The organism is Flavobacterium sp. Sd200 (assembly GCF_009826935.1).
Taxonomy (GTDB): Bacteria; Bacteroidota; Bacteroidia; order Flavobacteriales; family Flavobacteriaceae; genus Flavobacterium.
The window spans coordinates 894,482-919,539 of record NZ_WUMN01000001.1 but is presented as its reverse complement, the minus strand read 5'-3'; the positions used below and the strand labels follow the sequence as shown (position 1 = coordinate 919,539).

Here is a 25,058-nt window from a genome sequence, read left to right as displayed (position 1 = left end):
TTCATCAAAAAAAGGCGCATAACTTTAAAGTTATGCGCCTTTTTAAAAATTTTGATTTTGAGAGTCTAAACCTTATGCTACTATTCGCGGATAGAATACAGTACACATCATGCCTTCACTTGCTTTTGCACTATGAGGACAATGAGGTGTTTGGAATTTAGAGCATTTTAAACAATCGGTTTCTCTACTCAATACCGCACGAAACTCATAAGCTCCACAAGCTTGCGTCTCGGCAGTTACTATTTCGTGTACATTACATACCTGTCCTTTAATATGGTGGTCGCAGTTACCACAGCAGTTTGCTAATTTAATATCCATGACTTTGATTTTTTATAGTGTTATACTTCCTTTTTCAATTCTTAAACAAATTTAGGCAGTACTAACTTTAGAAGAAATATAAATAACTGTTAATCAGTAATTTGAAAATAGATTGTTTATAAATAATATTATAACCCTTTAAATTACAATAAATTGAATGGTGGTCTTAACATAGCTTTACAACATATGTAATTCTCTTTCTTTTTTAGTTTTTTAACATTTACACCTTTAAAAACAGCCTTTAGTCCGTACAATAATTAACATACAGTTTAAATAGCTATCTTTGCGTTCTCTTTAGTACGCAGTACTTAATACATCTTACATGAAATTTGAAGAACTTAATTTATTAAAAAACATACAGCACGCTCTTAATGATGAGGGTTATGAAAATCCTACACCTATACAGGAGCAGGCCATACCCATTATTATAGACGGCAGCGACCTTGTGGGCTGTGCCCAAACCGGCACAGGAAAAACTGCAGCTTTTGCTTTACCCCTAATACATAATTTGCATCGCATTGTAGGTGCCAATACAAAAACAAAACGTATTCGTGCACTTATAATTACTCCAACCAGGGAACTGGCATTGCAAATTGGAGAAAGTTTTGATACTTACGGAAAGTACACTAATATAAGGCAACTCACAATTTTTGGTGGTGTAAACCAGGTTTCCCAAACCGATCAGTTAAGGAAAGGTGTTGATGTATTGATAGCTACACCCGGAAGACTCTTAGACCTACACAAACAGGGATTTGTAAATCTTGACCACCTGCACACCCTGGTACTTGATGAGGCAGATCAAATGTTGGACATGGGCTTTATAAATGATGTAAAAAAGATTATAAAGCTAACTCCAGACAACAGGCAAACACTACTGTTTTCGGCAACTATGCCTACGGCAATACGCGAACTGGCAGATACATTCCTTACCAACCCAAAATACGTTTCTGTTGCACCGGTATCATCAACTGCCGAAAAAGTAAAACAACAGGTATATTTTGTAGATAAGGCAGATAAGCGTAAGCTACTGTACCACCTTATACGCAATCAAAACCTTAACAATGTATTGGTTTTTACCAGAACAAAACATGGTGCAGATAATGTTGTAAAAGCACTAAAAAAGCATGGAGTAGAATCGGGAGCTATACATGGCGATAAGTCACAAAGTTCTCGTGTGAGGGTACTTGAATCTTTCAAAAATAAAGAAATTCCGGTTCTTGTGGCTACAGATATTGCTGCCCGCGGGATTGATATTGAGAGCCTGCCCTATGTAATAAACTTTGACTTGCCAAATATTCCTGAAACCTATGTGCACCGCATTGGCCGTACAGGCAGGGCAGGAAACAGCGGTCTTGCAATATCATTTTGCGGTAAAGATGAAAAAACCTATTTAAAAGATATAGAGAAGTTAATACGAATACCTATCAAGGTTATTGAAGATCATCCTTACCCCTATCCAGTAGAAGATGCGGCTGCCAAAGCAAACCAAAAACCTGATTTGCGTAATAAGCCAAAAGGCAATGGTGCCGGAAATGCTAAAAAGGATAATAACTCAAGGAAGTCTGAAGCTTCTAAAAAAAATAAAAGAAGGTGGTATTAATCACTGAACGATTTACAACCGGGAGAGAAATCTTCCGGTTTTTATTTTTAGAATTAAGAATCAATAGCATTTAAAAATTCAAGTAAACCGTTTATATCTAAAACCCGGTCAGCGGTAATATTCTCTATGGCATGTTTTGGCATAAACGGCATTTCGGCACTATCAGGATGCTGGATCACAACTGTTCCTCCCATTTGTTTAACTTCAAGTAATCCGTTAGTACCGTCGGAATTGGCTCCCGAGAGAAGAATCGCTGTAAGCAAAGAACCATATACCTGCGCAGCAGATTCAAAAGAAACATCAATGCTTGGCCTGCTGTAATTTACTTTCTCAGAAGTATCTAAAGAAAGTTCTCCATTGTTTTCAAATAGAAGATGGTAGTCAGATGGGGCTATGTAAATAAATCCGGGGATCATAAGGGTTTTATCTTCAACCTCTTTTACATGAGTTGCTGATTTTATTTCGATAAGTTCTTCGAGCGTCTTATCTTCCGAACTTTTTCTATGCAGCACTATCACGAGCGCAAAATTACTAATAGGCTTTAGCTTTGGTAAAATATACATTAATACCTCGAGGCTGCCAGCCGAACCGCCAATAATTACAACCCTGGTTTTAGTAGCTATTTTATCTTTTTCCATAGCTTTTCTTTTTTATGCTGCTCATAGCCGTCTTCCATTTTAGAAAACTTAATGGTTTCTTTAGTTCCCAAGGCAAGATAGCCTAATTTAGAAAGGCTGTTATCAAAAAGTTGCAAAGCGCGCTCCTGTAAATCTTTATCAAAATAAATGAGTACGTTGCGGCACATGATAAGATCAAACTCATTAAAAGAACCATCAGAAACCAAGTTATGCTGGGAGAACACCATTTTAGAGACAAAATGCTCATCAAATTTAGCAAAGCCATAATTTGCGGTATAATATTCTGAAAAGTCTTTTTTCCCTCCGGATGCCATATAGTTTTCAGAATAAGCTTTCATCATCCTAAGTGGAAAGATAGCTTTTCTGGCCGTCTCTAAAACCAACGGATTAATATCTGTAGCATAAAGAAGCGATTTATGTAACAGGTTAGCCTCCTGCAATAAAATTGCCATAGAAAAAACTTCCTCGCCACTCGAGCAGCCTGCATGCCAAATGCGGATAAATGGTTTGGGTGCCAATGTAGGGATTATCTCTTCACGTAAGGTTTTGTAAAAATGAGGATCACGAAACATTTCTGTAACGTTTACCGTTATTTCCTCTACCATGTGCTTAAAATAAGCAGGTTCCGATCTTACTTTAGAAAGAAAAGCAGCAAAATCTTTAAAACCATCCAACTGTACAAGCCTGTCTACCCTACGTTTTAATGATGCCCGCGAATAACCGCCAAAGTCAAAACCATGGTATTCGTAAACATCATTTATAAGCACCTCCAGTTGGCGGTCATTGATCATAGGCTAAAAACTATATATTGCTAAGCGATTGCAGCAATTTATCAACATCAATTGGTTTAGATATGTATCCGTCGGCTCCTGCTGCAAGGCACTTTTCTTTATCGCCCACCATTGCTAATGCCGTAACCGATATTATAGGGATATTCTGCCTGCCCTCAATCTGTTTTATGTGTGGTATAGCTTCATAGCCATCCATTTCGGGCATCATCATATCTAATAAAATGGCATCTATGTGCTCATCTGTTTTTAGTAACTGTAAAGCTTCTAAAGCTCCTGTTCTTGAAACGCAGTCAAAACCTTTTGCACGTAATGTTGCCGATAATGCAAATATATTGCGTGTATCGTCATCAATAATTAAAACTCTCTTTTTTGTCATTATTTTAACTGCTGTTAATTGGCCTGGTTATAAAGCCATACTCTAAGTAACGATAGTAGCTGGTCTACATCTACCGGTTTTGTTATATAATCAGATGCTCCCGCATTAATACATTTTTCTCTGTCGCCAGTCATTGCCTTTGCCGTTACGGCAATAACCGGAAGATTTCTGTATTTATTATTCTCTCTTATCCTCGTGGCGGTTTCATATCCATCCATGTTTGGCATCATCATATCGAGCAAAACAACATCTATCTCTGGATGCTCTTCCAGCACTTTCAGTGCTTCCTTACCATCAATGGCGGTAACAATATTCATTTTAAGTGCTTCAAGTGATTTTGTAAGCGAATAAATATTGCGCACATCGTCATCTACAATAAGCACCGTTTTACCATAAAGCACATTATTGAGCAAACTTAGTTTTTTATAATTATCTTTAGAAGTTTTACCATTTTTATTTTCTTCTACAAGATGCAGGAATAGCGACACCTCGTCTAACATGCGCTTGTAAGAATGGGCTGTTTTAATGACTATCGAATCGGCATATTTTTTAATTTTCAACTCTTCCTTCATCGAAAGGCTTTTGCCTGTAAATACAATTACGGGCAGGTTTTCAAGCCCCGGATTCTTTTTAACGCCTTCTAATATTTCGTAGGCCTGTTTATCGGGGATTCCCATATCAAGAATAACACAGTCTACCTCTTTCTTCTGTAGCGCATCTACACCATCATTTATTTCGCTCTTAATTTCAGAGTTAATGTCATTCTCCTCTAAAAAGTAAGCAAGAGCTTTGGCGTGCATAGGGTTATCTTCTATGATAAGTACCTTTTGCGATTCTTTGTTTATTATGTGTTCAATTCGCCTAAAAATATCGGGCATTTGTTCAAACGCTACAGGCTTGTTCAAAAAGTTTACAGCTCCCTTGAGTAAACTTTCCTGTTTAAGCTTATGCGAAGACATTATATGTACCGGTATGTGTTTAGTCTGTGCATTGGTTTTAAGTTCTTCCATAACCTCCCAGCCACTCTTCATGGGCAATTGAATATCAAGCAATATTCCTGCAGGCCTAAACACTAATGCCAAATTGAGTGCATGATCTCCCCTAACCGACACTACTCCTTTATAACCACGCTGGCGGCTGAATTCGAGTAATGATTTGGCAAAATTAATATCGTCTTCCACAATAAGAACAACCTTATCGTTTTCGCCTATTGCCTCCCTGTCATCAGGTATATTTTCCGGTATAAAGGGACTTAAATATTGGTTTCTTTGCTCTTCTTTAACAACAGATTGTACCTCTTCAGTTGCTTTTACCACAGGAAGTTCAAACTCTTCAGTTTCGCTAAAATTCATAATAGCATTGCCAATAACCGGAATTGTAAGTGTAAACTCACTGCCTTCATCAACATTACTTACTAAAGTAATCTCGCCATTAAGCAATTTTGCAAGCTCACGGCTAATAGAAAGCCCAAGACCGGTACCTCCGTATTTACGTTTTGTAGAGCCGTCTGCCTGTTGGAAAGCTTCAAAAATTAATGGCTGTTTTTCGCGCGGAATACCAATGCCGGTATCTTTAACAGCAAAGGTTATAAACTTATCGTTGTGTGGATGCTTTTTGATACTAACAGTTACAGAACCCTTTGTGGTAAACTTAATAGCATTTGATATAAGGTTCTTTAAAATTTGCTCAAGGCGCATTTTATCAGTTCTTATAACCAATGGTGCATCTTTATCGTCTACTTTAAACACTATTCCTTTTTGTTTGGCGACTTCTGTAAACAATGCTTTAAGACCCTCGGTTATTTCTTTAGTAGAAATATCAAGTATCTCCAGTTCCATTTTGCCTGCCTCAATCTTAGACAGATCAAGTATCTCATCTATAAGTCCTAAGAGCCCATTACCTGAACTTGAAATTACAGTAGCAAACTCAATCTGCTCATCGGTCATATTTCCGGCAGCATTTTCAGACAACAACCTGCTCAATAATAATATTGAGTTAAGCGGTGTGCGCAACTCGTGCGACATATTAGCCAAAAACTCCGACTTATATCTTGTGCTTAATTCAAGGTCTTCTGATTTTTTCTGTATCTCTGTATTTTTTTCCTCAAGTAAAACACTGCGTTCGGCAAGCTCTTCGTTGGTTTGTTGTAACTCTTCCTGTTGCACTCTAAGCTCCTCTTCCGATGCCTGAAGTTTCTGTGTTTGCGCTTCAAGCTCCGCATTCATGCTTTCGAGTTCGCTGTGCTGTGCTTTCAGTTCCTCACTTTGTGCCTGGGTTTCTTCGAGCAATTCCTGAACACGTTTACGGTTTTGTGCCGAACGTAATGCTACACCTATACTATTACCTACTGACTTTAAGAAATCGATCTCACGATCTTTATAACCTTTTAATGAAGCCAATTCTAATGCGCCTTCTGCCAAATTATCTATTAGAGGCAGAGCCACTATGTGTACAGGCAATGCTTCGCCCAAAGCATACGATACTTTTATTCTGTCTTCGGCAATGCCTTTTAGTTCAAGCATCTTCCCTGATACTATTGCCTGTCCGGTCAATCCCTCACCAACTTTAATAACTTCACGCTCTGTTGGAGCAGCATAACTAAATCCGGCAGTTGCATACAAATGATCATCCTGCAATAAATACAATACTCCTGCATTACTTTTAGTATATTCTGCAAGATAATTTATAATATCCTGTGTAAGTTGTTCCAGGCTTTTATCTCCAATCATTACTTTATTAAGGCCTGCAACCCCTGTTTGCTTCCACTCATTATCAGATAGTGAATTAAAAGATACTTCTAACGAATTGGCCATATTGTTTAGTGAATAGCCAAGCGTTCCTAAAGCATCACTTTCAACGGCATCGGCCCTTACTTCATAGTTGCCTCTCGAAATTTGCTCAGCAATCCCACCAATAACACGTATTCTTTCTGCAGTGTCTTTATCGTTCTTTTGAAGTTTTAGCTGTAGCTCAAGTCGGGAATTATAATCCCTTAATATCCTCATAAAGAATACAAAACTTATTAAAAGCGCAATAATTGCTGCTACTACTATAAGTACAGAGCTGTAGAAACCATATCGTTCAGACTGAGATATTCTTTCTTTAAGCAATCGTTGCTCTTCGGCTTCCATACGTTTTAGAATATTACGCATTTTATCCATAAGTATCTTACCATCGCCTAAAGTAGACGCAAGTATTGCTTCCCCTCTTAATTTTTGATCAATTCGTGCCTGTAAATATTTAAAAAACTGAAATTTAAGAGGTCTCAGTTCTTTAAGGTTCTTTTGTTGTATCCTGTTATCTATGGTTAGCTCGTCTACCTTCGCAAAATAGTCGTCGGCACGGCCTTCGGCTCCCTTATATTGCTCTAAAAAATCTTTATTTCCAGATACCAGATAACCCCTCATATTGGTTTGTGCCTCTACAAGTTCTGATCCGCCGGCATTAAGATTATAAATTACATCCTGGGTGTGGTTTACCCATGCATTGCTTTCTAGCAGGCTCCTGATGCTTAAAAAAGATGCAACACTGCTTATAAGCAAAATAAACATTGAAGCACTGGTGCTTAGCAATAAGTTTCTTTTAAAGTTACCGTCCATATAGTTTACAGAATTTTAAACCGGTAGCACAATTATAAAGGTTGCCCCCTCGCCTTCTTTACTCGTGGCCGTTATGAGACCATTATGTTTTTCAATAATTTTTTTAGCAATTGCCAGTCCTATGCCGGTACCTTCATAGGCATTACGGTCATTGAGGCTTTGAAAAATTTTAAATATCTTTTCTAAATACACCTCATTGAAGCCTATTCCGTTATCTTTAACGATTATTCGGCAATACCTTCCGGTTGCAGTAGGCTGCGCCTTACTGTCTTTTTCATTTATAAATTCCGATGCTATTTCTATAACAGGACTAACATCAGGGCGGGTAAATTTAAGTGAATTTCCTATAAGATTTTGAAAAAGTTGCCTTAATTGACTCGTTACTCCTGTAATTACAGGAAGCTCATCTATGCTTATGATTGCATTCTTTTGATCTATAAGATTATCAAAATCAGAAACTACTTCTTTTACAAGACTGGTAAGGTTAACCTGTACAGGTATTACATCTGAAGATAAGCGGGAATAATCCAACAGATCTGTAATTAAATGCTCCATTCGCTGGGCCGATCTGACAGTACGATTTACATAATCAACAGCTTTTTCATCGGAAATTAAATAGCGTTCTTTTATAATTTTAATAAAAGTCTCTATTTTTCTGAGAGGCTCTTTAAGATCATGAGACACTACCCATGCAAACTGCTGCAATTCATGATTTCTAAGTTCAAGCTCTTCATTCTTGTCGCTTAATTCTTTAGTCCTTTCGGCTACTCTGTTTTCAAGATTTTCCTGAGCCTCTTTCCTTATTTCTATTTCTTTAGAAAGCAGATCCCTAACATCTTTGAGCTCATTTTTTTGCTCATAAAGCTTTAAAAATGTCTTTACTTTAAGTATAAGCAGGTCAGGATCGGCAGGTTTTGTAATATAATCGACAGCTCCGGTCTCAAAACCTTTAAAAATATATCTTTTCTCTTTATTAATAGCCGACAGGAATATAACCGGGATATCTTTAGTGCGGTTGCTACCTGCAAGTGCTTCGGCAACTTCAAAGCCATCCATGCCCGGCATTTGCACATCAAGGATTATGAGTGAATAGTTTTTTTTAAGAATAAGCCTCAATGCCTCCTCACCAGATTCTGCCGCATCGGCAACAAGGCCATGCAGTTCAAGAATTTTAATAAGGGGCATAATATTTTCCCGTTTATCGTCTACTATAAGTATCATAATTAACTACTTATAATTTGCAGGTTGGCGATAAAATCAAATAATACAGATAAAAGCATAAAATATAGACTTCCCGGCACAGGCTGAAAGGTTGAGTTGGTGATTTGCAAGCGTAACTAAATTTGACTTTTTCTGGTCGGTTTTCAAAAGTATGAAAACAAATGTTAAAGCGCTGTTAATTCAGTATATGAATATTAACATAAAACTACTTTATGAAATTCGCAGTGTTTTTAAGTCTAAACCACATTACACAGCATCAGCTATTAATACTTTTTTAATTAAAATCGGTTTTACCTTTCAATTTCACAACAATACTAATAAACTTCTTCGATGGTATATTTAGTATTGTTAACAACAACACTGTCACCTGCCTGTTTTCCAACAATTTGAGAACCAAGTGGAGATTGAGGCGAAAGCGCAATCACTGTAACACCATCTATGGTTATTTTTGGTAAAGCCGTGCTCAAAAACAAATACATATTATTTACAATACTTACACTACCCAAAACTATTTTAGTTGTAGCCAGTTCCGGGTTTATTTTCTCGAGTACTGCACGCTGGTCTAAAAATTCTGATATTTTGCTGTTTAGTTTTTCCTGTTCAAGATGCATCATCGACAAGGCTGTTTCATGCTTATCCCCTGCCGATCCTTTTGCATCATTGGCTGCTCCCTCGGTTAGTGCATCTATCATATCTTTAAATGCATCAAGTTTATCATCTATCTGTTGAAGATAATAGCGGTATATTTTTTGCTTAAACGTCATTATAGTTGTATAAATGAAATAATATCAAATACAAATTTGCAAAATAATAACGGCTATTTAAAATGCTGTCACGCACATTAATTCTAAATACTTAGTTTTAGCAAAAACATTTTTACGCAATTAAGATGTAACATTTACTATAATCCTCTTACTAATAAAATATTAGATTAAGAAATTGACACGTTGCTTAATTAGCTTTACCAATCAATTAATTTTTGTACTTTTGCCAAGTTTTTTATTTAACTACAACACAACAACACAGCGCACAATAATGAATCAGACAAAGTATATTTTTGTTACCGGAGGTGTTACTTCTTCCCTTGGTAAAGGGATAATAGCAGCTTCGCTGGCAAAACTATTGCAGGCAAGAGGTTACAGAACGACAATTCAAAAATTTGATCCCTACATTAATGTAGATCCCGGCACGTTAAACCCATACGAGCACGGCGAATGTTATGTTACCGATGATGGTGCCGAAACAGACCTTGACCTTGGGCACTATGAGCGTTTTTTAAATGTTCCTACGTCTCAGGCTAATAATGTTACTACCGGAAGGGTTTACCTTTCTGTAATAGAAAAAGAACGTCGTGGTGAGTTTCTTGGTAAAACAGTGCAGGTTATTCCGCACATTACCAACGAAATCAAAGAACGCATGCAGTTGCTTGGCAATACAGGAGATTATGACATTGTAATTACTGAAATTGGAGGAACTGTAGGCGATATAGAATCGTTACCTTATATAGAATCAGTAAGACAATTAGTATGGGATCTTGGCGAAAGCAACAGTATTGTAATCCATTTAACACTAGTGCCGTTTCTTGCTGCTGCGGGCGAGCTTAAAACCAAGCCAACACAACACTCTGTTAAAACATTAATGGAGAGCGGTATTAAAGCCGATATCCTTGTTTGTCGTACAGAGCATGAGCTATCATCTGACCTGAGACAAAAACTGGCTCAGTTTTGCAACGTTAAGCGCGAAGCTGTTATACAAAGTATAGATGCTTCTACTATATACGATGTTCCTAATCTTATGCTTGAAGAAGGACTGGATAAAGTTGCACTTAAAAAATTAAGCCTGCCGGAAAAAAACACTCCCGATCTTAAACCCTGGAACGAGTTTTTATTCCGACTTAAAAATCCTAAGCACACTGTAAACATAGGACTCGTAGGTAAATATGTAGAACTTCAGGATTCATACAAATCAATTTTAGAAGCGTTTATACATGCAGGTGCTGCTAACGAAACAAAGGTTAACGTTATAAGCATCCACTCAGAATATATTGATGCCGAAAATGCAGCCGATAAATTTGCAGGGCTTGACGGAATACTTGTGGCACCGGGCTTTGGGGGGCGTGGTATTGAAGGAAAAATAGAAACTGTGCGTTATGCAAGAGAGAACAAAATACCTTTCTTTGGTATTTGTCTTGGTATGCAAATGGCTGTTATAGAATATTCGCGTAATGTTTTGGGGTGGAAAGATGCCAATTCTACCGAAATGAACGAACACACTGCTTATCCTGTTATAAACATTATGGAGGAGCAAAAAACAATTACAGATAAAGGCGGTACTATGCGTCTTGGGGCATGGGCATGTAACCTGTCTCCGGATACGCTTGCAAGCACTATATATAACGGGCAAACAGATATTAAAGAGCGTCACCGTCACCGTTATGAGTTTAACGGAGCTTATCTTAACGACCTTAAAAACGCGGGGCTTATACCATCGGGTGTAAATCCTGATACAGGACTTGTAGAAGTTATTGAGCTTGATGCTGAAACCCATCCGTTCTTTATTGGGGTGCAATACCATCCTGAATATAAGAGTACGGTAGCAGCTCCACACCCATTGTTTAAGGCTTTTGTTAAGGCAGCGGTTCAAAAAAAACTGAATGCTTAAATAACAATAATTGCGAAAATAGCCGCAATAGATAAAAGAGAATCAATTTACTATTTAAATGGAAGAAAAAAAGTTAGACGTAAAAACGATTATTGGCTTTGCCCTTATAATGGTATTGCTGTTATGGATGATCTATAACCAGTCTGCCAACAAAGAACAGGAATTAAAAGCTAAGGCAAAACAGGAGCAGCTTGATAAAGCTAAGAAAACACAGATACCAGAAAGCCCGGCTGTAGCAGGTAAAGACTCTACCGCAACAGATTCCCTTAAGGTAGCACAGCTAAAAAATTCGTTTGGGGCATTTGCTTACAGTGCAACGCTCCCGTCGGCTAAAAATGACGTTACCGAAATAAGCAACGATGTATTATTGCTTCGCATTGCCAATAAAGGCGGTTATATTTCTGAGGCTAACCTTAAAAACTTTGAGCAATTTGCTAAAGGCTCTAACGAAAGGGTTGAGCTTATAAAAAACAATAATGCAAGCTTTAACCTGCAGTTTAAAACAAAAGACAACCGCATCCTTAACACTAAGGATATGTATTTTGAGCCTGCTGTTACTAAAGAAGGCAATAATACGGTTTTAACACTAAGACTTAAAGCGGGCGAAAACCAGTTTTTAGAGTACCGTTATGTGCTTAAACAAGACTTTATGCTCGATTTTTCCATTCGTACCCAAGGCTTGTCTCAGGTTATAGATACATCTAATCCTATCGATCTTGAATGGCAGCTTAAGGCTTACCGCAATGAGAAAAGCGTTAGCTATGAGAACAGGTACACAAAAGTGGTTTATGAATATGAAGATGGTAAAGACGGCGACCTTAGCGAAGGTGGTAATGATGGCGAAAAAGCAGACGAAGTTACTTATGTAGCATTCAAGCAGCACTTTTTTAGCTCTATATTACTGACAGATACTTCTTTTAAAACTGCTGATTTTACTTCAGAGAATTTAGTAAAAGACGAAAAAGTTGATACTTTGTTCACTAAAAAGTTTACAGCTAAAATGCCTCTTGCATTTAAAGGCGGCGAGCTAAACTATAACATGAACTGGTATTATGGCCCAAGCGATTATAAAATACTTAACGATTATGACCGCAACCTTGACGAGGTTATGCCTTTAGGCTGGGGTATTTTCGGTTGGATAAACCGTTTTATATTTATACCTGTATTTACATTCCTTAGCAGTTTCATGCCTTATGGTATTGCCATTATTATATTTACAATTTTGGTAAGGCTTGTAATGTCTCCGGTTACTTATAAATCGTATGTATCTCAGGCTAAAATGAAAGTGCTTCGACCTGAAATAAACGAACTAAATGAGAAGTACAAAAAAGACCCGATGAAAAAACAGCAGGAAACTATGAAGCTGTACAATTCGGCGGGAGTTAGCCCTATGGCCGGATGTTTACCTGCGTTAATGCAAATTCCGGTGTTCTATGCCCTCTTCCAGTTCTTCCCATCGTTCTTTGATTTAAGACAGAAAGATTTCCTTTGGGCTACCGACCTTTCATCTTATGATGCGGTAATTAACCTACCATTCTACGTTCCATTCTACGGCAATCACGTAAGTTTATTCCCTATACTTGCTTCTGTAGCTATATTCTTTTACATGAGAATGACAACCGGAGACCAAAGCATGGCTGCGCCACCACAGGAAGGAATGCCGGATATGAGCAAGATAATGAAGGTAATGATATACATATCGCCATTAATGATGCTAATATTCTTCAATAATTATGCTTCAGGTTTAAGTTTATACTACTTTATATCTAACCTGATTACTATAGGTATTATGTATGTAATTAAAAACCATATAGTAAAAGAAGATAAGATACATGCTATTATAGCTTCTAATAAAAGTAAGCCTAAAAAGCAAAACCGTTTTCAGCAAAAAATGCAGGAAATGATGGAGCAGGCACAGGAGCAGCAAAAAAATCAAAACAAAAAATAATTTATTTTAAAGCACTCTTCGGAGTGCTTTTTTTAATTAGTACTTATTTTTTTAACAATAAAAAAACTATATTTCGTTCTTAATAAAAAAGACTCACCATGCACAAAAAACTTGTAACCTTACTTTGTTTACTAACCTTTTCAGCCAGTTCAATAGCGCAGGATATTAATAAGAATGACGCTTCGGGCAAACGACACGGGCTGTGGAAAGGTACTTATGAAAAGTCTAAAAAACCACGTTATGAGGGCACTTTTGAACATGGTAAAGAGACAGGAACATTCAAGTTTTTTTCTGATGATGCCAGATCTTCACTTATGGCAACCAGAACCTTTGATGCCGATGGTTCATGCTACACTGTTTTCCTTGATCCGGATGGCAATAAAGTAAGTGAAGGAAGAGAAGTAAATAAATTACAGGAGGGTGAATGGAAATATTACCACAATAAATCGAAAGCCGTAATGGCAACCGAGCGTTATATTAAGGGCAAGATGACAGGCATCCGTAAAGTGTTCTTTAAAAACGGAACCATTAACGAAGAGATTACTTATGTAAACGGGCTTAAAGAGGGCATTTACAAAAAATATAACGAAAAAGGTATAGTGCTGGAAGAATCTCTTTATAAAAACGATCTATATAACGGTCAGGCAACATACAGGGATTTTCAGGGCAATATAGTTTCTCAGGGGTCTTATTCTAACGGCCTAAAATCAGGCATTTGGAAATTTTATAAGAATGGCAAAGTTTTTAAAGAGGAAGATATGAGTGCCGACCGCAAGTTGCCTGCTAAAAAAACAACCAATTAATTTTTGTCGTATTTTTGCACAAAATAGTTAAAAGGAGATTATAAAATGAAACGTGTTGTTGTAGGGCTTAGTGGCGGAGTAGACAGTAGTGTGGCAGCATACCTGCTTCAGCAACAGGGTTATGAAGTTATAGGCCTGTTTATGAAAAACTGGCACGACGAGGAAGTAACCATATCTAACGAATGCCCATGGCTGGAAGACAGTAATGACGCATTGCTGGTGGCAGAAAAACTGGGAATACCATTCCAGACAGTAGACCTTAGCGAGCAGTATAAAGAGCGAATCGTTGACTATATGTTTAACGAATACGAAAAAGGCCGTACACCAAACCCGGATGTACTTTGCAACCGTGAAATAAAGTTTGACGTTTTCATGAAGATTGCCCTTAGCCTTGGTGCCGATTATGTTGCTACCGGGCATTATTGCCGTAAAGACACCATAACTAAAGACGGCAAAGAAATACACAGATTGCTTGCCGGAGCAGATGGCAATAAAGATCAATCCTACTTTTTATGCCAACTTTCTCAGGAGCAGCTGTCAAAAGCACTTTTTCCTATAGGAGAGCTACTTAAACCGCAGGTTCGCGAAATTGCAGCTGAAATGGGGCTTGTTACTGCCGAAAAGAAAGATTCGCAGGGGCTTTGCTTTATTGGCAAAGTACGCCTTCCGGAGTTCTTGCAGCAGCAATTACAGCCTAAAGAGGGTGTTATTTATGAAGTAAATGCCGGGATAGATACTTATGCACAGGAGGTGCCTCAATTTACATCGGTTAAAGAACAACTTGCTTATCAGGCAGCGACCATAGAATATAAACCCGAAATGGGTAAAGTAGTTGGTCGTCACCAGGGTGCACACTACTATACTATTGGCCAGCGCAAAGGACTGAATGTAGGTGGCACAAAAGAGCCTTTGTTCATTATAGCTACTGATGTTGAGACTAATGCTATATATACCGGTCAGGGACACAACCACCCCGGATTGTTCCGCACAGCATTGTTTATACAGGAGAGCGAAATACACTGGGTTCGCGAAGATCTTGCCATTGCTGATGGAGAAACTATGGATGTTATGGTGCGCATACGCTATCGACAGCCTTTACAAAAAGCTACATTACATAAGTTTGACAACGGCATGTATATATCGTTCGAAGAACCTCAAAGTGCAATTACCGAAGGGCAGTTTGCTGCATGGCACATAGGCGAGGAGCTTGTGGGAAGCGGTGTAATATCGTAATAAACTACCACAAAAAGGAATTATTAGGGCTGATGCATTAAAAAATGCATCAGCCCTAAATATTAGTAGACAATTCTTTTATTTACTTTTCCATTTGGGGTACTAACCTCTAAAATAAGTACCTGTTGCTGCATCTGTAAACTGCTTAGCACTAATTTATCTGAATTATTATTTTGCTCATAAAGTTTCCTGCCGCTCGTATCATAAATAGTTATATTATTTATAATACTATTTGATGAAGATACGCTTATAGAATTACCTTCTTTATAAACTACAATATCATTATTCTGTGTTCTTACGTTATTTGTATTAAGTACTTCATATCCTTCCCAGCTACTAAAAACATTTTCCTGGCATACACTACGCACAAATAAATAATAATCATTTTGAGGATTATAATCGGCCTCGAATACATAATTTTCAGGAATGACGGTTCCCCTCCCTGTTGGTCTTGTTGATGTAGTACTAAAAACATACTCATAGGCCGTTGGTTGCGTGCCCTGTACAGGATGGCTCCAAATCAGGTCAGCCTTTGTATTGTTAGGAGACGGTGTAACAGTAAGTCCGTATGGCGGATAACAGGTTGTAATATTTAAAACTTCTATAGAATAATCCTCGGCCTCACCCCAGGCATGTTCTCCACAAGGCATAGGGGTACCTCTAAAAGCACTTCTAATCCTTAACCTGTAAGTGCCGGGCTCTATATTTTCCGGGGCAATTACATTACCAAGAAAAGCAGGAGAAGAAAGCCACCCTGTTACCAGCGCCTGTTCACTGTCTGAAAAAGTATAATCTCTGTTCCAGTCAACCCAGGCACCGTATAAATAATCGTTAGAGGGGTGTGTAGCGGTAACAGCAAAAGAACCTCCCGGAAATGTTGAAACAGTGAAAGATGATGTATAATCGCTATAACCACCATTAAATCCTGTATCGGTATTCGAAAAATCAGTTTCACCACCTGAAGTAGTAATGCCAGTTATGTAATAAGCATCATTCTCATTATTAGGTGCCTCACAATATGTATTATCCTGAGCGAAACAATTGTAAAAAGTAAATACAAACAAAGAAAAGGCCTTAAGGCCAACAGATAAGTAATTTTTTTTCATGCAGTTTTTTGTAGTTATTGGTAATAAACATCTGCAATACATATAGCAGATATGTCAAATATATAACTATATAACCACACTTAAAAACACTAAACTATCAAAATAGATGAAATATTATCAACAAAAGCCTAAAAACAATAAAAAAGAATAATTCTAATTAACAAATTAACTTTAAAAACATATAAAGTTAAAAATACAACAATTGTTTATAATTATAAATATTAGTTACAAAATTGTATATTAACAAGTATAACTTAATGATATTCCCTAAAAATTTTAGTTGCCTCATTATAGGCGCTTTCAAAACTAAGAGAATTTAAACCACAGTCAGCTTTTGCAGCAGTAAAATAAGATAACATTTTTTCGGTAGGCATATTGCCTGTAAGTTCGTCTTTTGCCATAGGACAACCACCAAACCCCTGTATTGCACCATCGAAACGCATACAACCTGACTTATAGGCCGCATCAATTTTTTCAAACCATTTGTCTGGTGTAGTGTGTAAATGTGCTCCAAACTCAATATTTGGATATAAAGGTATAAGATGAGAGAACAAATGTGTAATAACCTCGGGTGTAGAGCTGCCTACAGTATCAGAAAGTGAAATGATCTCAACCCCCATATTGGCTAGTTTTTGTGTCCACTCCCCTACTATATCTACATTCCAGGGATCGCCATAAGGATTGCCAAACCCCATAGAGAGATAAGCAACCACTTCTTTATTTGCCGCTTGGGCAATGTCTAATATTTCCTGAAGTGTTATAACCGATTGTGCAATGGTTTTATGGGTATTACGCATCTGGAAATTTTCTGAGATCGAGAATGGATATCCCAAATATTGTACCTGTTCATACTTTACGGCAGCTTCAGCTCCTTGGGTATTTGCAATAATAGTCAGCAATTTGCTTTTGGTACCGCTAAGATCCAAACCTGCAAGTACAGCAGCACTGTCCTGCATTTGCGGTATGGCTTTAGCCGACACAAAACTGCCCACATCAATAGTATCAAATCCTACACGAAGCAAAGACTGTATGTAAGCTATCTTTTTTTCTGTAGGTATAAATGCCTTAATGCCCTGCATAGCATCTCGCGGACACTCTATTATTTTTATATTCATTCAAAAAGAGTTTTGAATTTTTAGATACTCAGTGCCTTCATGTCCCAGGTTCTAAGAAGCCAGGATCTTTTTATTTATTTGTTTAATAAGCGCCGGACCTTCATAAATAAATCCGGTATATAACTGAACCAGACTGGCTCCGGCCTCTAATTTTTCCATGGCATCTTCAGCAGAATGAATACCTCCCACTCCAATAATAGGAAATGCTTTATTGCTCTTCTCTGAAAGGAAACGTATTACTTCTGTAGAACGTTTAGCCAATGGCTTACCGCTAAGCCCGCCGGTTTCATTTTTATCGCCCGACAATAAACCTTCGCGCGAAATTGTAGTATTAGTAGCTATTACCCCGGCTATACCTGTTGTTTTTACAATATCTATTATATCAAGCAACTGACTGTCTGTAAGATCGGGTGCTATTTTTAGCAAAATCGGTTTTTGCGTTGGCATAGCTGTGTTTTTATCCTGTAAAGTTTGCAACAGTTTAGTAAGCGGTTCTTTATCCTGCAACTCACGTAAATTAGGTGTATTTGGAGAACTTACATTAACCACAAAATAGTCAACATGATCATACAGAGCATCAAAACAAATTTCATAATCCTGTACAGCATCTTCGTTTGGAGTAACTTTATTTTTGCCAATATTACCCCCAATAAGTATATGCCCTTTTCCTTTAGGATTGCTTTTTAAACGCTCTGCAGCGGCTTCAACTCCACCGTTATTAAACCCCATACGATTTATAATGGCACTGTCTTTTCGCAGCCTGAACAGCCTTTTTTTAGGATTACCGTCCTGTGGCTTTGGTGTAAGCGTACCTATTTCTATAAAACCAAAACCAAGTCCGCCTAACTCTTTATACAGTTTTGCATCCTTATCTAAACCGGCAGCAAGGCCAATCGGATTTTTAAATTTTAAACCGAAAACTTCTCGCTCTAAACGTGGGTCGGATACATTATAAAGACCTTTTATTACTAACGAAAAACCGGGAATACTGCTAAAAAAACGTATTGAAGAGAAAGTAAAATAGTGCACTTTTTCCGGGTCGAACCTAAAAAGCACCGGCCTTATGAGCGATTTATACATAGATGATTAGTTGTGTTGTGTATTGCAAAAATAACATTATCTGTCGTATAAATAAACGTTTGCGCAAAATATCGTCTACTATTTTATAAGTTTAATAAGGCATACATAATAATTATAGAAGAAAACTTATTATTGTCTATGACTGGCATCCTGTAAATAAAAAACAAAGCCTCATTACACTATAAGTATCCTGAGGCTTTGATATAAGGCTAATTTATTTAAACCAGTTCTTTAAAATACTGTAACAGTATCTTATCGTTTTCACGCATGGGTGTAAACACCTCGAGCAATTTTGGCCTGTTGCCTATTTGCATAAACGTATTTAATTGCTCTGTTAGCTCTGTTTGATTATGAGCTGACTGATAACTAAATCCATACATTTTAGCCAAATGTTCTGCGGTCAGTTTATGCTCTGTTTCAAAATAGGTATTGAATACAGGTGTTTCAGCATGGCCGGGCAGTATACGAAAGATACCTCCCCCACCATTGTTTATTACTATAATTTTGAAATCTTTGGGAATATAGCTATTCCACAGCGCATTACTGTCGTATAAAAAGCTAACATCACCTGTAATAAGTATGTTTTCTTTTTTGCTACTCACAGCAGCACCAATTGCGGTAGATGTACAGCCATCTATACCGCTTGTACCCCGGTTACAAAACACCTCTATACCTGGTTTTATATCAAACAATTGCGCATAACGTATGGCCGAACTGTTGCTTATCTGTAACTGGCTGTTGTCGGGCAAAGCCGACAATATTAATTCAAACGCCCTGAAATCAGAAAAAGGGATTTTAACAAGATATTCGTCATGCTTTATTTTCCTGAAATCTTTTAATTGTTGTGCCATAGCACTATAATCACTTTCCGCCGGAATGGTTTGCGGTAAAAAACGTCCTAAAAAAGTATTAGGGTCTTCTTCAAAATGCTGGGTTAATGCTCCAAAGGTATCATAAGCCCTAAGCGCATCTATATGCCAATGATCTTGTGGTTTATATTTTCTTAAAAAGGCTTTGATCCTTTTGCTTACCACCATACCTCCAAAAGTTATCAGAATATCCGGTCTCCAGGCTTCAAAATCGTCTTGGGTAAAAGGCGTTATAATGGTATCAATACTATTCAAAAAACTGCTGTGATGCAGGTTAGAAGTAGTCTCTGTCATTACCACCACCGATGGGTCAGCTGCCAATTGATCAATTACTACTTTATCTATAGTATCAGGATTGTTTACCCCAACCAAAACCAGCTTCTTTTTGGCTGCATTCCATTTTTCAATATAGCCACTAAGATCACCCTCAAACTTTTTAGGATATTCTGTAGTGTAATGTACCTGTACATTAACCGAAAGCTCATTTACGGTATCATACAAAGGCTCTTCAAAGGGGGCATTAATGTGTACCGGACCTTTTTTAAATCGTGCTGTGGCAATAGCTTCATTAATCAGGGCATCATTTTCTTCAGAAGCTTCCTCACTTAAATTCGCACTGTAAAGTATATGATTATCATATACATTTTCCTGGCGGATGGTCTGTCCGTCTCCAATATCTATTTTGTCGTGTGGCCTGTCGGCAGATATCACCACAAGCGGTATCTGGCTGTAAAAAGCTTCGGCCACGGCCGGATAATAATTTAACAATGCCGAACCGGAAGTGCATACAACCGCAACAGGAGCCTGTAATTGTTGAGCAAGACCGGTAGCAAAAAAGGCTGCACAACGTTCATCGGCAATACTGTAGCAGGTAAAACCGGGGTTATTTGCAAAACCAATGGTTAAAGGCGCATTGCGCGAACCTGGCGATATAACTATATGGGTAACGGCTTTAGACAGACATATTTCTATAATGCTTTGTGCTAAAGGTATTTTTGGGTAAGTCATGTATAAACAAAATAATTACAGCTGTGGTATATACCAAAACTGATACTACAAATTTACCACTAAGCCGATGATATGCATAATAAAAAATGTAAAAGTTTACCTAATAATGCAATTAAATCAATCCTTTGTTATAGTTTATCTTTAGTTATCCATTTGCCATTGTCAGGAGCTTTATAATCGGTCATTTTTTGCAGGAGGTCATCAATATCACTGCTCACTAAAACCATACTGTAATTTACTTCTTTAAGCAATCCTTTAGTTACCATAGTATGCATCATCTGTAAAAGCGGGTCATAAAATCCCTTAACATTTAAAATTGCTACTGGCTTTTTATGTAACCCCAATTGTCCCCATGTAAGCATCTCAAAAAACTCTTCAAGCGTACCAAAACCGCCCGGCAGGGCAATAACACCATCGCACAAATCGTTCATTTTAGTTTTACGTTCATGCATGGTCTCTACCAATATAAGCTTGGTAAGCCCTTTGTGTGCAATTTCTTTATTTTGTAAAAAGTGTGGTAGTACACCAATGGCTTCTCCTCCGTTTTGTAGTGCCCCATCAGCAACGGCTCCCATAAGTCCCACGTTTGCTCCGCCATAAACCAATCTTATATTCTTAGTAGCTAAAGTTTTACCAAGCAAATAGGCCCGTTCTTCATAAACAGTATCAGTACCAAAACTTGACCCACAAAAAACTGTTATCCTTTTCATTATTGACATTTTATTTAAAAACAAAGCCTCATCAAAATTGATGAGGCTGATAATATTATCCTAAAATAATTAGGCCTTTACCCAATCCATTACTTCTTTGTCTGTAACTAAAGTTTTAGGACTGATAACTTTTACAAGTTCGCCTTTTTCGTTAATAAGATATTTTTGGAAATTCCATTGTACTTCGCTGTCTTCTACTCCGTTTTTACTTTTCTGGGTAAGAAACTGGTATATGGGCGCCATATCGTCTCCCTTTACAGATATTTTATCCATCATAGGGAAAGACACGCCATAGTTTTTCTGGCAAAATGTGGCTATTTCTTCTTTGGTTCCCGGTTCCTGAGCTGCAAAATTGTTTGCAGGAAAGCCTACAATTACCAAACCTTTATCTTTATACTGCTCATAAAGCGCCTCAAGGTCTTTATATTGCGGAGTAAGACCACATTTTGATGCAGTATTAACTACAATTACTTTTTTACCTTTTAAAGAGGCAAAGTCAAATTCATTTCCGTAAAGATCCTGAACTTTGAACTGGTAGATATTTTGTGTTTCCATAGTTTTAGTCTTGCTTGCAGATGCAGCATTTTTTTTGGTTTGCGCCTGATTTTGACAACTAACCAACAGCATAAGACCGCAGGCAAATAATGCTATATTTTTCATTATTCAATAAGTTTAGTATAAAGGTACAAAAATTACTTTTTTAAATGCTTGCGGTATTGTATTAAAGCAAGCCCTCCTATTATAAATACACCCAGAGCCATATAGAAAAAGTACATTGGCGTCCTTATCTCTCCACTGGCATAACTGTGTAGTCCTGTAAGGTAGAAGTTTACACCAAAATAGGTCATTAATATCGATGCATAACCCAGTACACTGAAAAAGTTGTACAACCAGGCCCCACGCAATGCAGGTACAAAACGCATATGTATTACAAAAGCATATACCATAATACTTGTAAGTGCCCACGTTTCTTTAGGATCCCAGCCCCAATATCGACCCCAGCTTTCGTTAGCCCACTGCCCTCCTAAAAAGTTACCTATGGTTAACATTACAAGGCCTACGGTAAGTGCCATTTCGTTTATATACGTAAGCTCTTTAATGGTAAGTTCCATTTTTACTTTATTGCCTTTATTGGTAAATATCATAAGTATAAGTGCTACAAGCCCTAATATCATTGCAAGTGTAGCCGGCCCATAACTGCCTACAATTACTGCAACGTGTATCATTAGCCAGTAAGAATTCAACACCGGTACAAGGTTTGCAATCTCGGGGTCTGTCCAGTTCCAGTGAGCAACCGTAAGCACCATAGCTGTAACTAATGCTGTAGATGCAACTGTAAGCTGCGATTTGCGACCGAAAACAAGCCCAAAAAGCATAGTAGCCCAAGCCACATATATAATAGATTCGTAGGCATTACTCCACGGGGCATGACCTGATACATACCAGCGAATTCCTAACCAAACAGTATGCGATAAAAACAATAAACCTATTATAACATGGAAAACATTTACACTGATCTTTATCCACTTACGTGAATTAAACAATTTTACAATGGCAAAGATGAACATAAAAAAGCCTGCCAGCGCGTAGTACGAATACAGCTTTTTAAACAGGTCGTGCTTGTTGTAAAACAGCTCTGCATCTACTTTATCATCAGAAGGCATTACGGCTGCCCCCGCTTTCTTTTGATATTTAAAAAGACCTTCCAGTATGCTTTCGGCTGTGCTGTAATCTTTAGTTTGTGTGGCTTTGCCAAGTGCCCCAAAATAAAATGGCACTATGTTCCTTATGGTATCAAGGCCTTTAATGTTACCTTCTGCCGCTTCCGGATAAGATACCCATTTGTTACCTTTATCGCCCGGTATAGGCAGTACTTTTAGTATCTGGCCAGAAATAGCCCAATTAAGCAGGTTTATTTTTTTATCTATACTTATAAAGTCTTCCTGAAACTTATTAGGCACTTTTTCTTTATATGCTTCCTGTAACAAAGGACCAAGCTTGTAGTTGCCCATATCGTCAAAAAAGTCAGACATGGCGGCATATTTTACTTTTTTATCCAGTCCGGCAATTTTGCGAATACTGTCGTTACCTCTTTTTAATAAAATAACAGGTACATCATACCAAATTTCGCCAAGCATCGACATCGAAAGGAATGCCTGATCGGCATTTAGATCATTATAGGTATCCTTTTCGCTAACCTTGCGCAACAGTTCTGATGCAAAAGTGTTGGCCGGCTTCATCCTTCCACCAAAATCCTGAATAATTATACGGCTGAATTTTGCAGCATGCTCTTCACTAACCTTATATTTATTAATAACACTGTCTAATTGAGCTTGGGTAGGCTTTACACGAATGTGGCTGTGTGCCTGTTGTTGTGTAGCATCATGGTTATGATCGTGTCCATCACCTTCAGTATGTACATGTTCATGTTCGTGCCCGTCTCCTTCGGTATGCACGTGTGGTTCCTGAGCAAAACCTACAAAACTAAAGAACAATAGAAATACTGTAAGCGCAGCTTTTTTGGCATTGATCTTATCCAGTTTCTTTCTAAGGTCGCCAAATCGCGTGTTTTTGTCAATCATTATTGCAATTAATCCAATATATAAAAGAAAATATCCTGCATAAGATATCCAAGTACCCCAAAAATCATGGCTTACAGATAGTCTTGTACCAAGTTCATCAGGATCATAACTTGCCTGAAAAAAGCGATATCCCCTGTAATCTAAAACATTATTCATATAAATACGGGCATCGAAATTATTGTTCTCTTCTTTATCAAGAATAGTAACCTTGCTTTCAAACGATGCATAACTGTTCTCTGTACCAGGATATTTTTCGGCAATAAAATCGTTAAGCCTTATCGCAAAAGGCAGTTCATAAGTTTTACTGCCATACATTAAAGTAAACTCAAGGTTGCCCTGTTTAAAAGACACCGGAGTACCTAATTTTTCCCTGCCCCCAAGCAGCGTTACTTCTTTTTCTTTTCCTTCAGATTTTATTACAACAGTTAAAGCTGCATCTTCTTTGGTTTTAAAATCGCCATTAGATTCATATACTATTTTACCCTTTATTGCACGCTCCGGCAATACAAACATGGCTCCTTCAAGATTATACAACGAACGGAACATAAGTGGCTGAACACTATCCTGTGCTACGCCCCCCTGAAACTTGTCGATCATTCGCATAAAACTACCTTTAAAAGGAGTCTGGATGGTGTAATCTTCGTCTTTTTTAGTAATGTTTATAGCACCTGCCGTTTGTTTATTAAAGGCATAGAGTATGTTGTTTATACTCTGCACCTCTCCCTCTTTAAGGTAGTGGTCTTTACGAGTACCTGCCCCCTGCTCTACCAGTTTAAGATAGTAGGTTCCGCCATTAGGGTCTTCTACAATTTTTTCTTTTGCGCCAAGTGTAAAATTCTTATATTCTATTTCAAAAGGAATTTTATTAAAATCGTTTGATATAGAAAAATAATTACTAGCAATAAATGGAACTTCTTTACTGCTAAATAACAACGGCTGCTCAAAAGTGCGGCGCTGCATAGAACCCTGATATTCTCCGTCTACCATAACGGTTAAATAAGGCTTATCGCTGTAAAAACGGCTTTCTGTAGCCTGCTCCCTAATAGGCATCATGCCTTCAAAACTTATATAACGAGTAATAAACGCCCCTATAATTATTAAAATAAACGAAAGGTGTAACAGCAATGTGGCCCACTTTTCTTTTTTGTGCAATTGATAGCGCTTAATATTACCAAAAAAATTAATCACAAAAATCAGCATTATAGCCTCAAACCATTTGGCATTATAAATAAAAACACGCGCAGTTTCTGTATTATAAGCGTCTTCTATAAAAGTACCAATACCTAAAGATGCTGCAAAAACAAGAAAAAGTACAGCCATTAAACGCGTAGAGGAAAAGAAAGATATTATTTTATCCATGGGTATAAACGGAAAGTTCTTTAAAAAATCAATGCAAAAAT

General features: G+C 37.6%; 19 protein-coding genes. 5 read left to right on the top strand and 14 right to left on the bottom strand.

What is annotated here, in order from left to right; translation table 11 throughout:
• Window positions 1-72 precede the first annotated feature (72 nt).
• Window positions 73-318: a hypothetical protein gene (locus GR160_RS04215; RefSeq protein ID WP_160748573.1), complete on the bottom strand. Its 246-nt coding sequence runs from the start codon at window positions 316-318 to the stop codon at window positions 73-75.
• Window positions 319-640: 322 nt separating this feature from the next.
• Here GR160_RS04215 and GR160_RS04210 point away from each other — a divergent pair, with 322 nt between their 5' ends.
• A complete protein-coding gene (locus GR160_RS04210) occupies window positions 641-1,918 on the top strand; it encodes a DEAD/DEAH box helicase (RefSeq protein WP_160748572.1) in 1,278 nt (425 codons plus the stop codon).
• A gap of 53 nt (window positions 1,919-1,971) precedes the next feature.
• Here the strand turns inward: GR160_RS04210 and GR160_RS04205 are convergent, their stop codons facing one another.
• The 6 genes from GR160_RS04205 to GR160_RS04180 form a co-directional block, all read right to left on the bottom strand.
• A complete protein-coding gene (locus GR160_RS04205) occupies window positions 1,972-2,556 on the bottom strand; it encodes a chemotaxis protein CheB (protein ID WP_160748571.1) in 585 nt (194 codons plus the stop codon).
• Window positions 2,538-3,347, bottom strand: a complete 810-nt coding sequence (locus tag GR160_RS04200; protein WP_160748570.1) for a protein-glutamate O-methyltransferase CheR — start codon at window positions 3,345-3,347, stop codon at window positions 2,538-2,540. The genes GR160_RS04205 and GR160_RS04200 overlap by 19 nt, the downstream gene beginning before the upstream one ends.
• Window positions 3,348-3,357: 10 nt before the next feature.
• The gene (locus tag GR160_RS04195) at window positions 3,358-3,723 is read right to left on the bottom strand and encodes a response regulator (protein WP_160748569.1); all 366 of its coding nucleotides are present in this window, start codon (window positions 3,721-3,723) and stop codon (window positions 3,358-3,360) included.
• Window positions 3,724-3,737: 14 nt separating this feature from the next.
• On the bottom strand, window positions 3,738-7,322 hold the full coding sequence (locus GR160_RS04190; protein WP_202390707.1) for a response regulator: 3,585 nt from the start codon (window positions 7,320-7,322) through the stop codon (window positions 3,738-3,740).
• Window positions 7,323-7,337: 15 nt separating this feature from the next.
• On the bottom strand, window positions 7,338-8,543 hold the full coding sequence (locus GR160_RS04185) for a response regulator (RefSeq protein WP_160748568.1): 1,206 nt from the start codon (window positions 8,541-8,543) through the stop codon (window positions 7,338-7,340).
• A gap of 314 nt (window positions 8,544-8,857) precedes the next feature.
• Window positions 8,858-9,307: a hypothetical protein gene (locus GR160_RS04180; RefSeq protein ID WP_160748567.1), complete on the bottom strand. Its 450-nt coding sequence runs from the start codon at window positions 9,305-9,307 to the stop codon at window positions 8,858-8,860.
• 271 nt (window positions 9,308-9,578) lie between these two features.
• Here GR160_RS04180 and GR160_RS04175 point away from each other — a divergent pair, with 271 nt between their 5' ends.
• The 4 genes from GR160_RS04175 to mnmA all read left to right on the top strand — a co-directional run bounded on the left by GR160_RS04175 (window position 9,579) and on the right by mnmA (window position 15,188).
• The gene (locus GR160_RS04175) at window positions 9,579-11,204 is read left to right on the top strand and encodes a CTP synthase (RefSeq protein ID WP_160748566.1); all 1,626 of its coding nucleotides are present in this window, start codon (window positions 9,579-9,581) and stop codon (window positions 11,202-11,204) included.
• A 58-nt stretch (window positions 11,205-11,262) separates the two neighbouring features.
• Window positions 11,263-13,152: a membrane protein insertase YidC gene (yidC, locus tag GR160_RS04170; protein ID WP_160748565.1), complete on the top strand. Its 1,890-nt coding sequence runs from the start codon at window positions 11,263-11,265 to the stop codon at window positions 13,150-13,152.
• Window positions 13,153-13,250: 98 nt separating this feature from the next.
• Window positions 13,251-13,955 (top strand): toxin-antitoxin system YwqK family antitoxin, encoded by a 705-nt coding sequence (locus tag GR160_RS04165; protein WP_160748564.1) that lies wholly within the window; start codon window positions 13,251-13,253, stop codon window positions 13,953-13,955.
• Window positions 13,956-14,000: 45 nt separating this feature from the next.
• Complete coding sequence (gene mnmA / locus GR160_RS04160; RefSeq protein WP_160748563.1) at window positions 14,001-15,188, top strand: tRNA 2-thiouridine(34) synthase MnmA; 1,188 nt, start codon at window positions 14,001-14,003, stop codon at window positions 15,186-15,188.
• A gap of 62 nt (window positions 15,189-15,250) precedes the next feature.
• Here the strand turns inward: mnmA and GR160_RS04155 are convergent, their stop codons facing one another.
• From GR160_RS04155 to ccsA, 7 genes are all read right to left on the bottom strand, one after another.
• Window positions 15,251-16,294: a GEVED domain-containing protein gene (locus GR160_RS04155; protein WP_160748562.1), complete on the bottom strand. Its 1,044-nt coding sequence runs from the start codon at window positions 16,292-16,294 to the stop codon at window positions 15,251-15,253.
• 254 nt (window positions 16,295-16,548) lie between these two features.
• Complete coding sequence (locus GR160_RS04150) at window positions 16,549-17,409, bottom strand: hydroxymethylglutaryl-CoA lyase (RefSeq protein ID WP_160748561.1); 861 nt, start codon at window positions 17,407-17,409, stop codon at window positions 16,549-16,551.
• A 51-nt stretch (window positions 17,410-17,460) separates the two neighbouring features.
• Window positions 17,461-18,489: a quinone-dependent dihydroorotate dehydrogenase gene (locus GR160_RS04145; protein ID WP_160748560.1), complete on the bottom strand. Its 1,029-nt coding sequence runs from the start codon at window positions 18,487-18,489 to the stop codon at window positions 17,461-17,463.
• Window positions 18,490-18,707: 218 nt separating this feature from the next.
• Complete coding sequence (gene menD, locus GR160_RS04140; protein WP_160748559.1) at window positions 18,708-20,366, bottom strand: 2-succinyl-5-enolpyruvyl-6-hydroxy-3-cyclohexene-1-carboxylic-acid synthase; 1,659 nt, start codon at window positions 20,364-20,366, stop codon at window positions 18,708-18,710.
• 128 nt (window positions 20,367-20,494) lie between these two features.
• Entirely contained in the window at window positions 20,495-21,076 is a 582-nt protein-coding gene (locus GR160_RS04135) for a TIGR00730 family Rossman fold protein (RefSeq protein WP_160748558.1), read from the bottom strand.
• 69 nt (window positions 21,077-21,145) lie between these two features.
• A complete protein-coding gene (locus tag GR160_RS04130; protein ID WP_160748557.1) occupies window positions 21,146-21,736 on the bottom strand; it encodes a glutathione peroxidase in 591 nt (196 codons plus the stop codon).
• Window positions 21,737-21,768: 32 nt separating this feature from the next.
• Window positions 21,769-25,017 carry a cytochrome c biogenesis protein gene (ccsA, locus tag GR160_RS04125; protein WP_160748556.1) on the bottom strand — a complete coding sequence of 1,083 codons (3,249 nt, stop codon included), beginning with the start codon at window positions 25,015-25,017 and terminating at the stop codon, window positions 21,769-21,771.
• Between the last annotated feature and the right edge of the window lie 41 nt (window positions 25,018-25,058).

Coding starts and splice junctions, on each gene's coding strand:
- GR160_RS04215 (WP_160748573.1), bottom strand. CDS start 318: ATGGATATTAAATTAGCAAACTGCTGTGGTAACTGCGACCACCATATT.
- GR160_RS04210 (WP_160748572.1), top strand. CDS start 641: ATGAAATTTGAAGAACTTAATTTATTAAAAAACATACAGCACGCTCTT.
- GR160_RS04205 (WP_160748571.1), bottom strand. CDS start 2,556: ATGGAAAAAGATAAAATAGCTACTAAAACCAGGGTTGTAATTATTGGC.
- GR160_RS04200 (WP_160748570.1), bottom strand. CDS start 3,347: ATGATCAATGACCGCCAACTGGAGGTGCTTATAAATGATGTTTACGAA.
- GR160_RS04195 (WP_160748569.1), bottom strand. CDS start 3,723: ATGACAAAAAAGAGAGTTTTAATTATTGATGACGATACACGCAATATA.
- GR160_RS04190 (WP_202390707.1), bottom strand. CDS start 7,322: ATGGACGGTAACTTTAAAAGAAACTTATTGCTAAGCACCAGTGCTTCA.
- GR160_RS04185 (WP_160748568.1), bottom strand. CDS start 8,543: ATGATACTTATAGTAGACGATAAACGGGAAAATATTATGCCCCTTATT.
- GR160_RS04180 (WP_160748567.1), bottom strand. CDS start 9,307: ATGACGTTTAAGCAAAAAATATACCGCTATTATCTTCAACAGATAGAT.
- GR160_RS04175 (WP_160748566.1), top strand. CDS start 9,579: ATGAATCAGACAAAGTATATTTTTGTTACCGGAGGTGTTACTTCTTCC.
- yidC (WP_160748565.1), top strand. CDS start 11,263: ATGGAAGAAAAAAAGTTAGACGTAAAAACGATTATTGGCTTTGCCCTT.
- GR160_RS04165 (WP_160748564.1), top strand. CDS start 13,251: ATGCACAAAAAACTTGTAACCTTACTTTGTTTACTAACCTTTTCAGCC.
- mnmA (WP_160748563.1), top strand. CDS start 14,001: ATGAAACGTGTTGTTGTAGGGCTTAGTGGCGGAGTAGACAGTAGTGTG.
- GR160_RS04155 (WP_160748562.1), bottom strand. CDS start 16,294: ATGAAAAAAAATTACTTATCTGTTGGCCTTAAGGCCTTTTCTTTGTTT.
- GR160_RS04150 (WP_160748561.1), bottom strand. CDS start 17,409: ATGAATATAAAAATAATAGAGTGTCCGCGAGATGCTATGCAGGGCATT.
- GR160_RS04145 (WP_160748560.1), bottom strand. CDS start 18,489: ATGTATAAATCGCTCATAAGGCCGGTGCTTTTTAGGTTCGACCCGGAA.
- menD (WP_160748559.1), bottom strand. CDS start 20,366: ATGACTTACCCAAAAATACCTTTAGCACAAAGCATTATAGAAATATGT.
- GR160_RS04135 (WP_160748558.1), bottom strand. CDS start 21,076: ATGAAAAGGATAACAGTTTTTTGTGGGTCAAGTTTTGGTACTGATACT.
- GR160_RS04130 (WP_160748557.1), bottom strand. CDS start 21,736: ATGAAAAATATAGCATTATTTGCCTGCGGTCTTATGCTGTTGGTTAGT.
- ccsA (WP_160748556.1), bottom strand. CDS start 25,017: ATGGATAAAATAATATCTTTCTTTTCCTCTACGCGTTTAATGGCTGTA.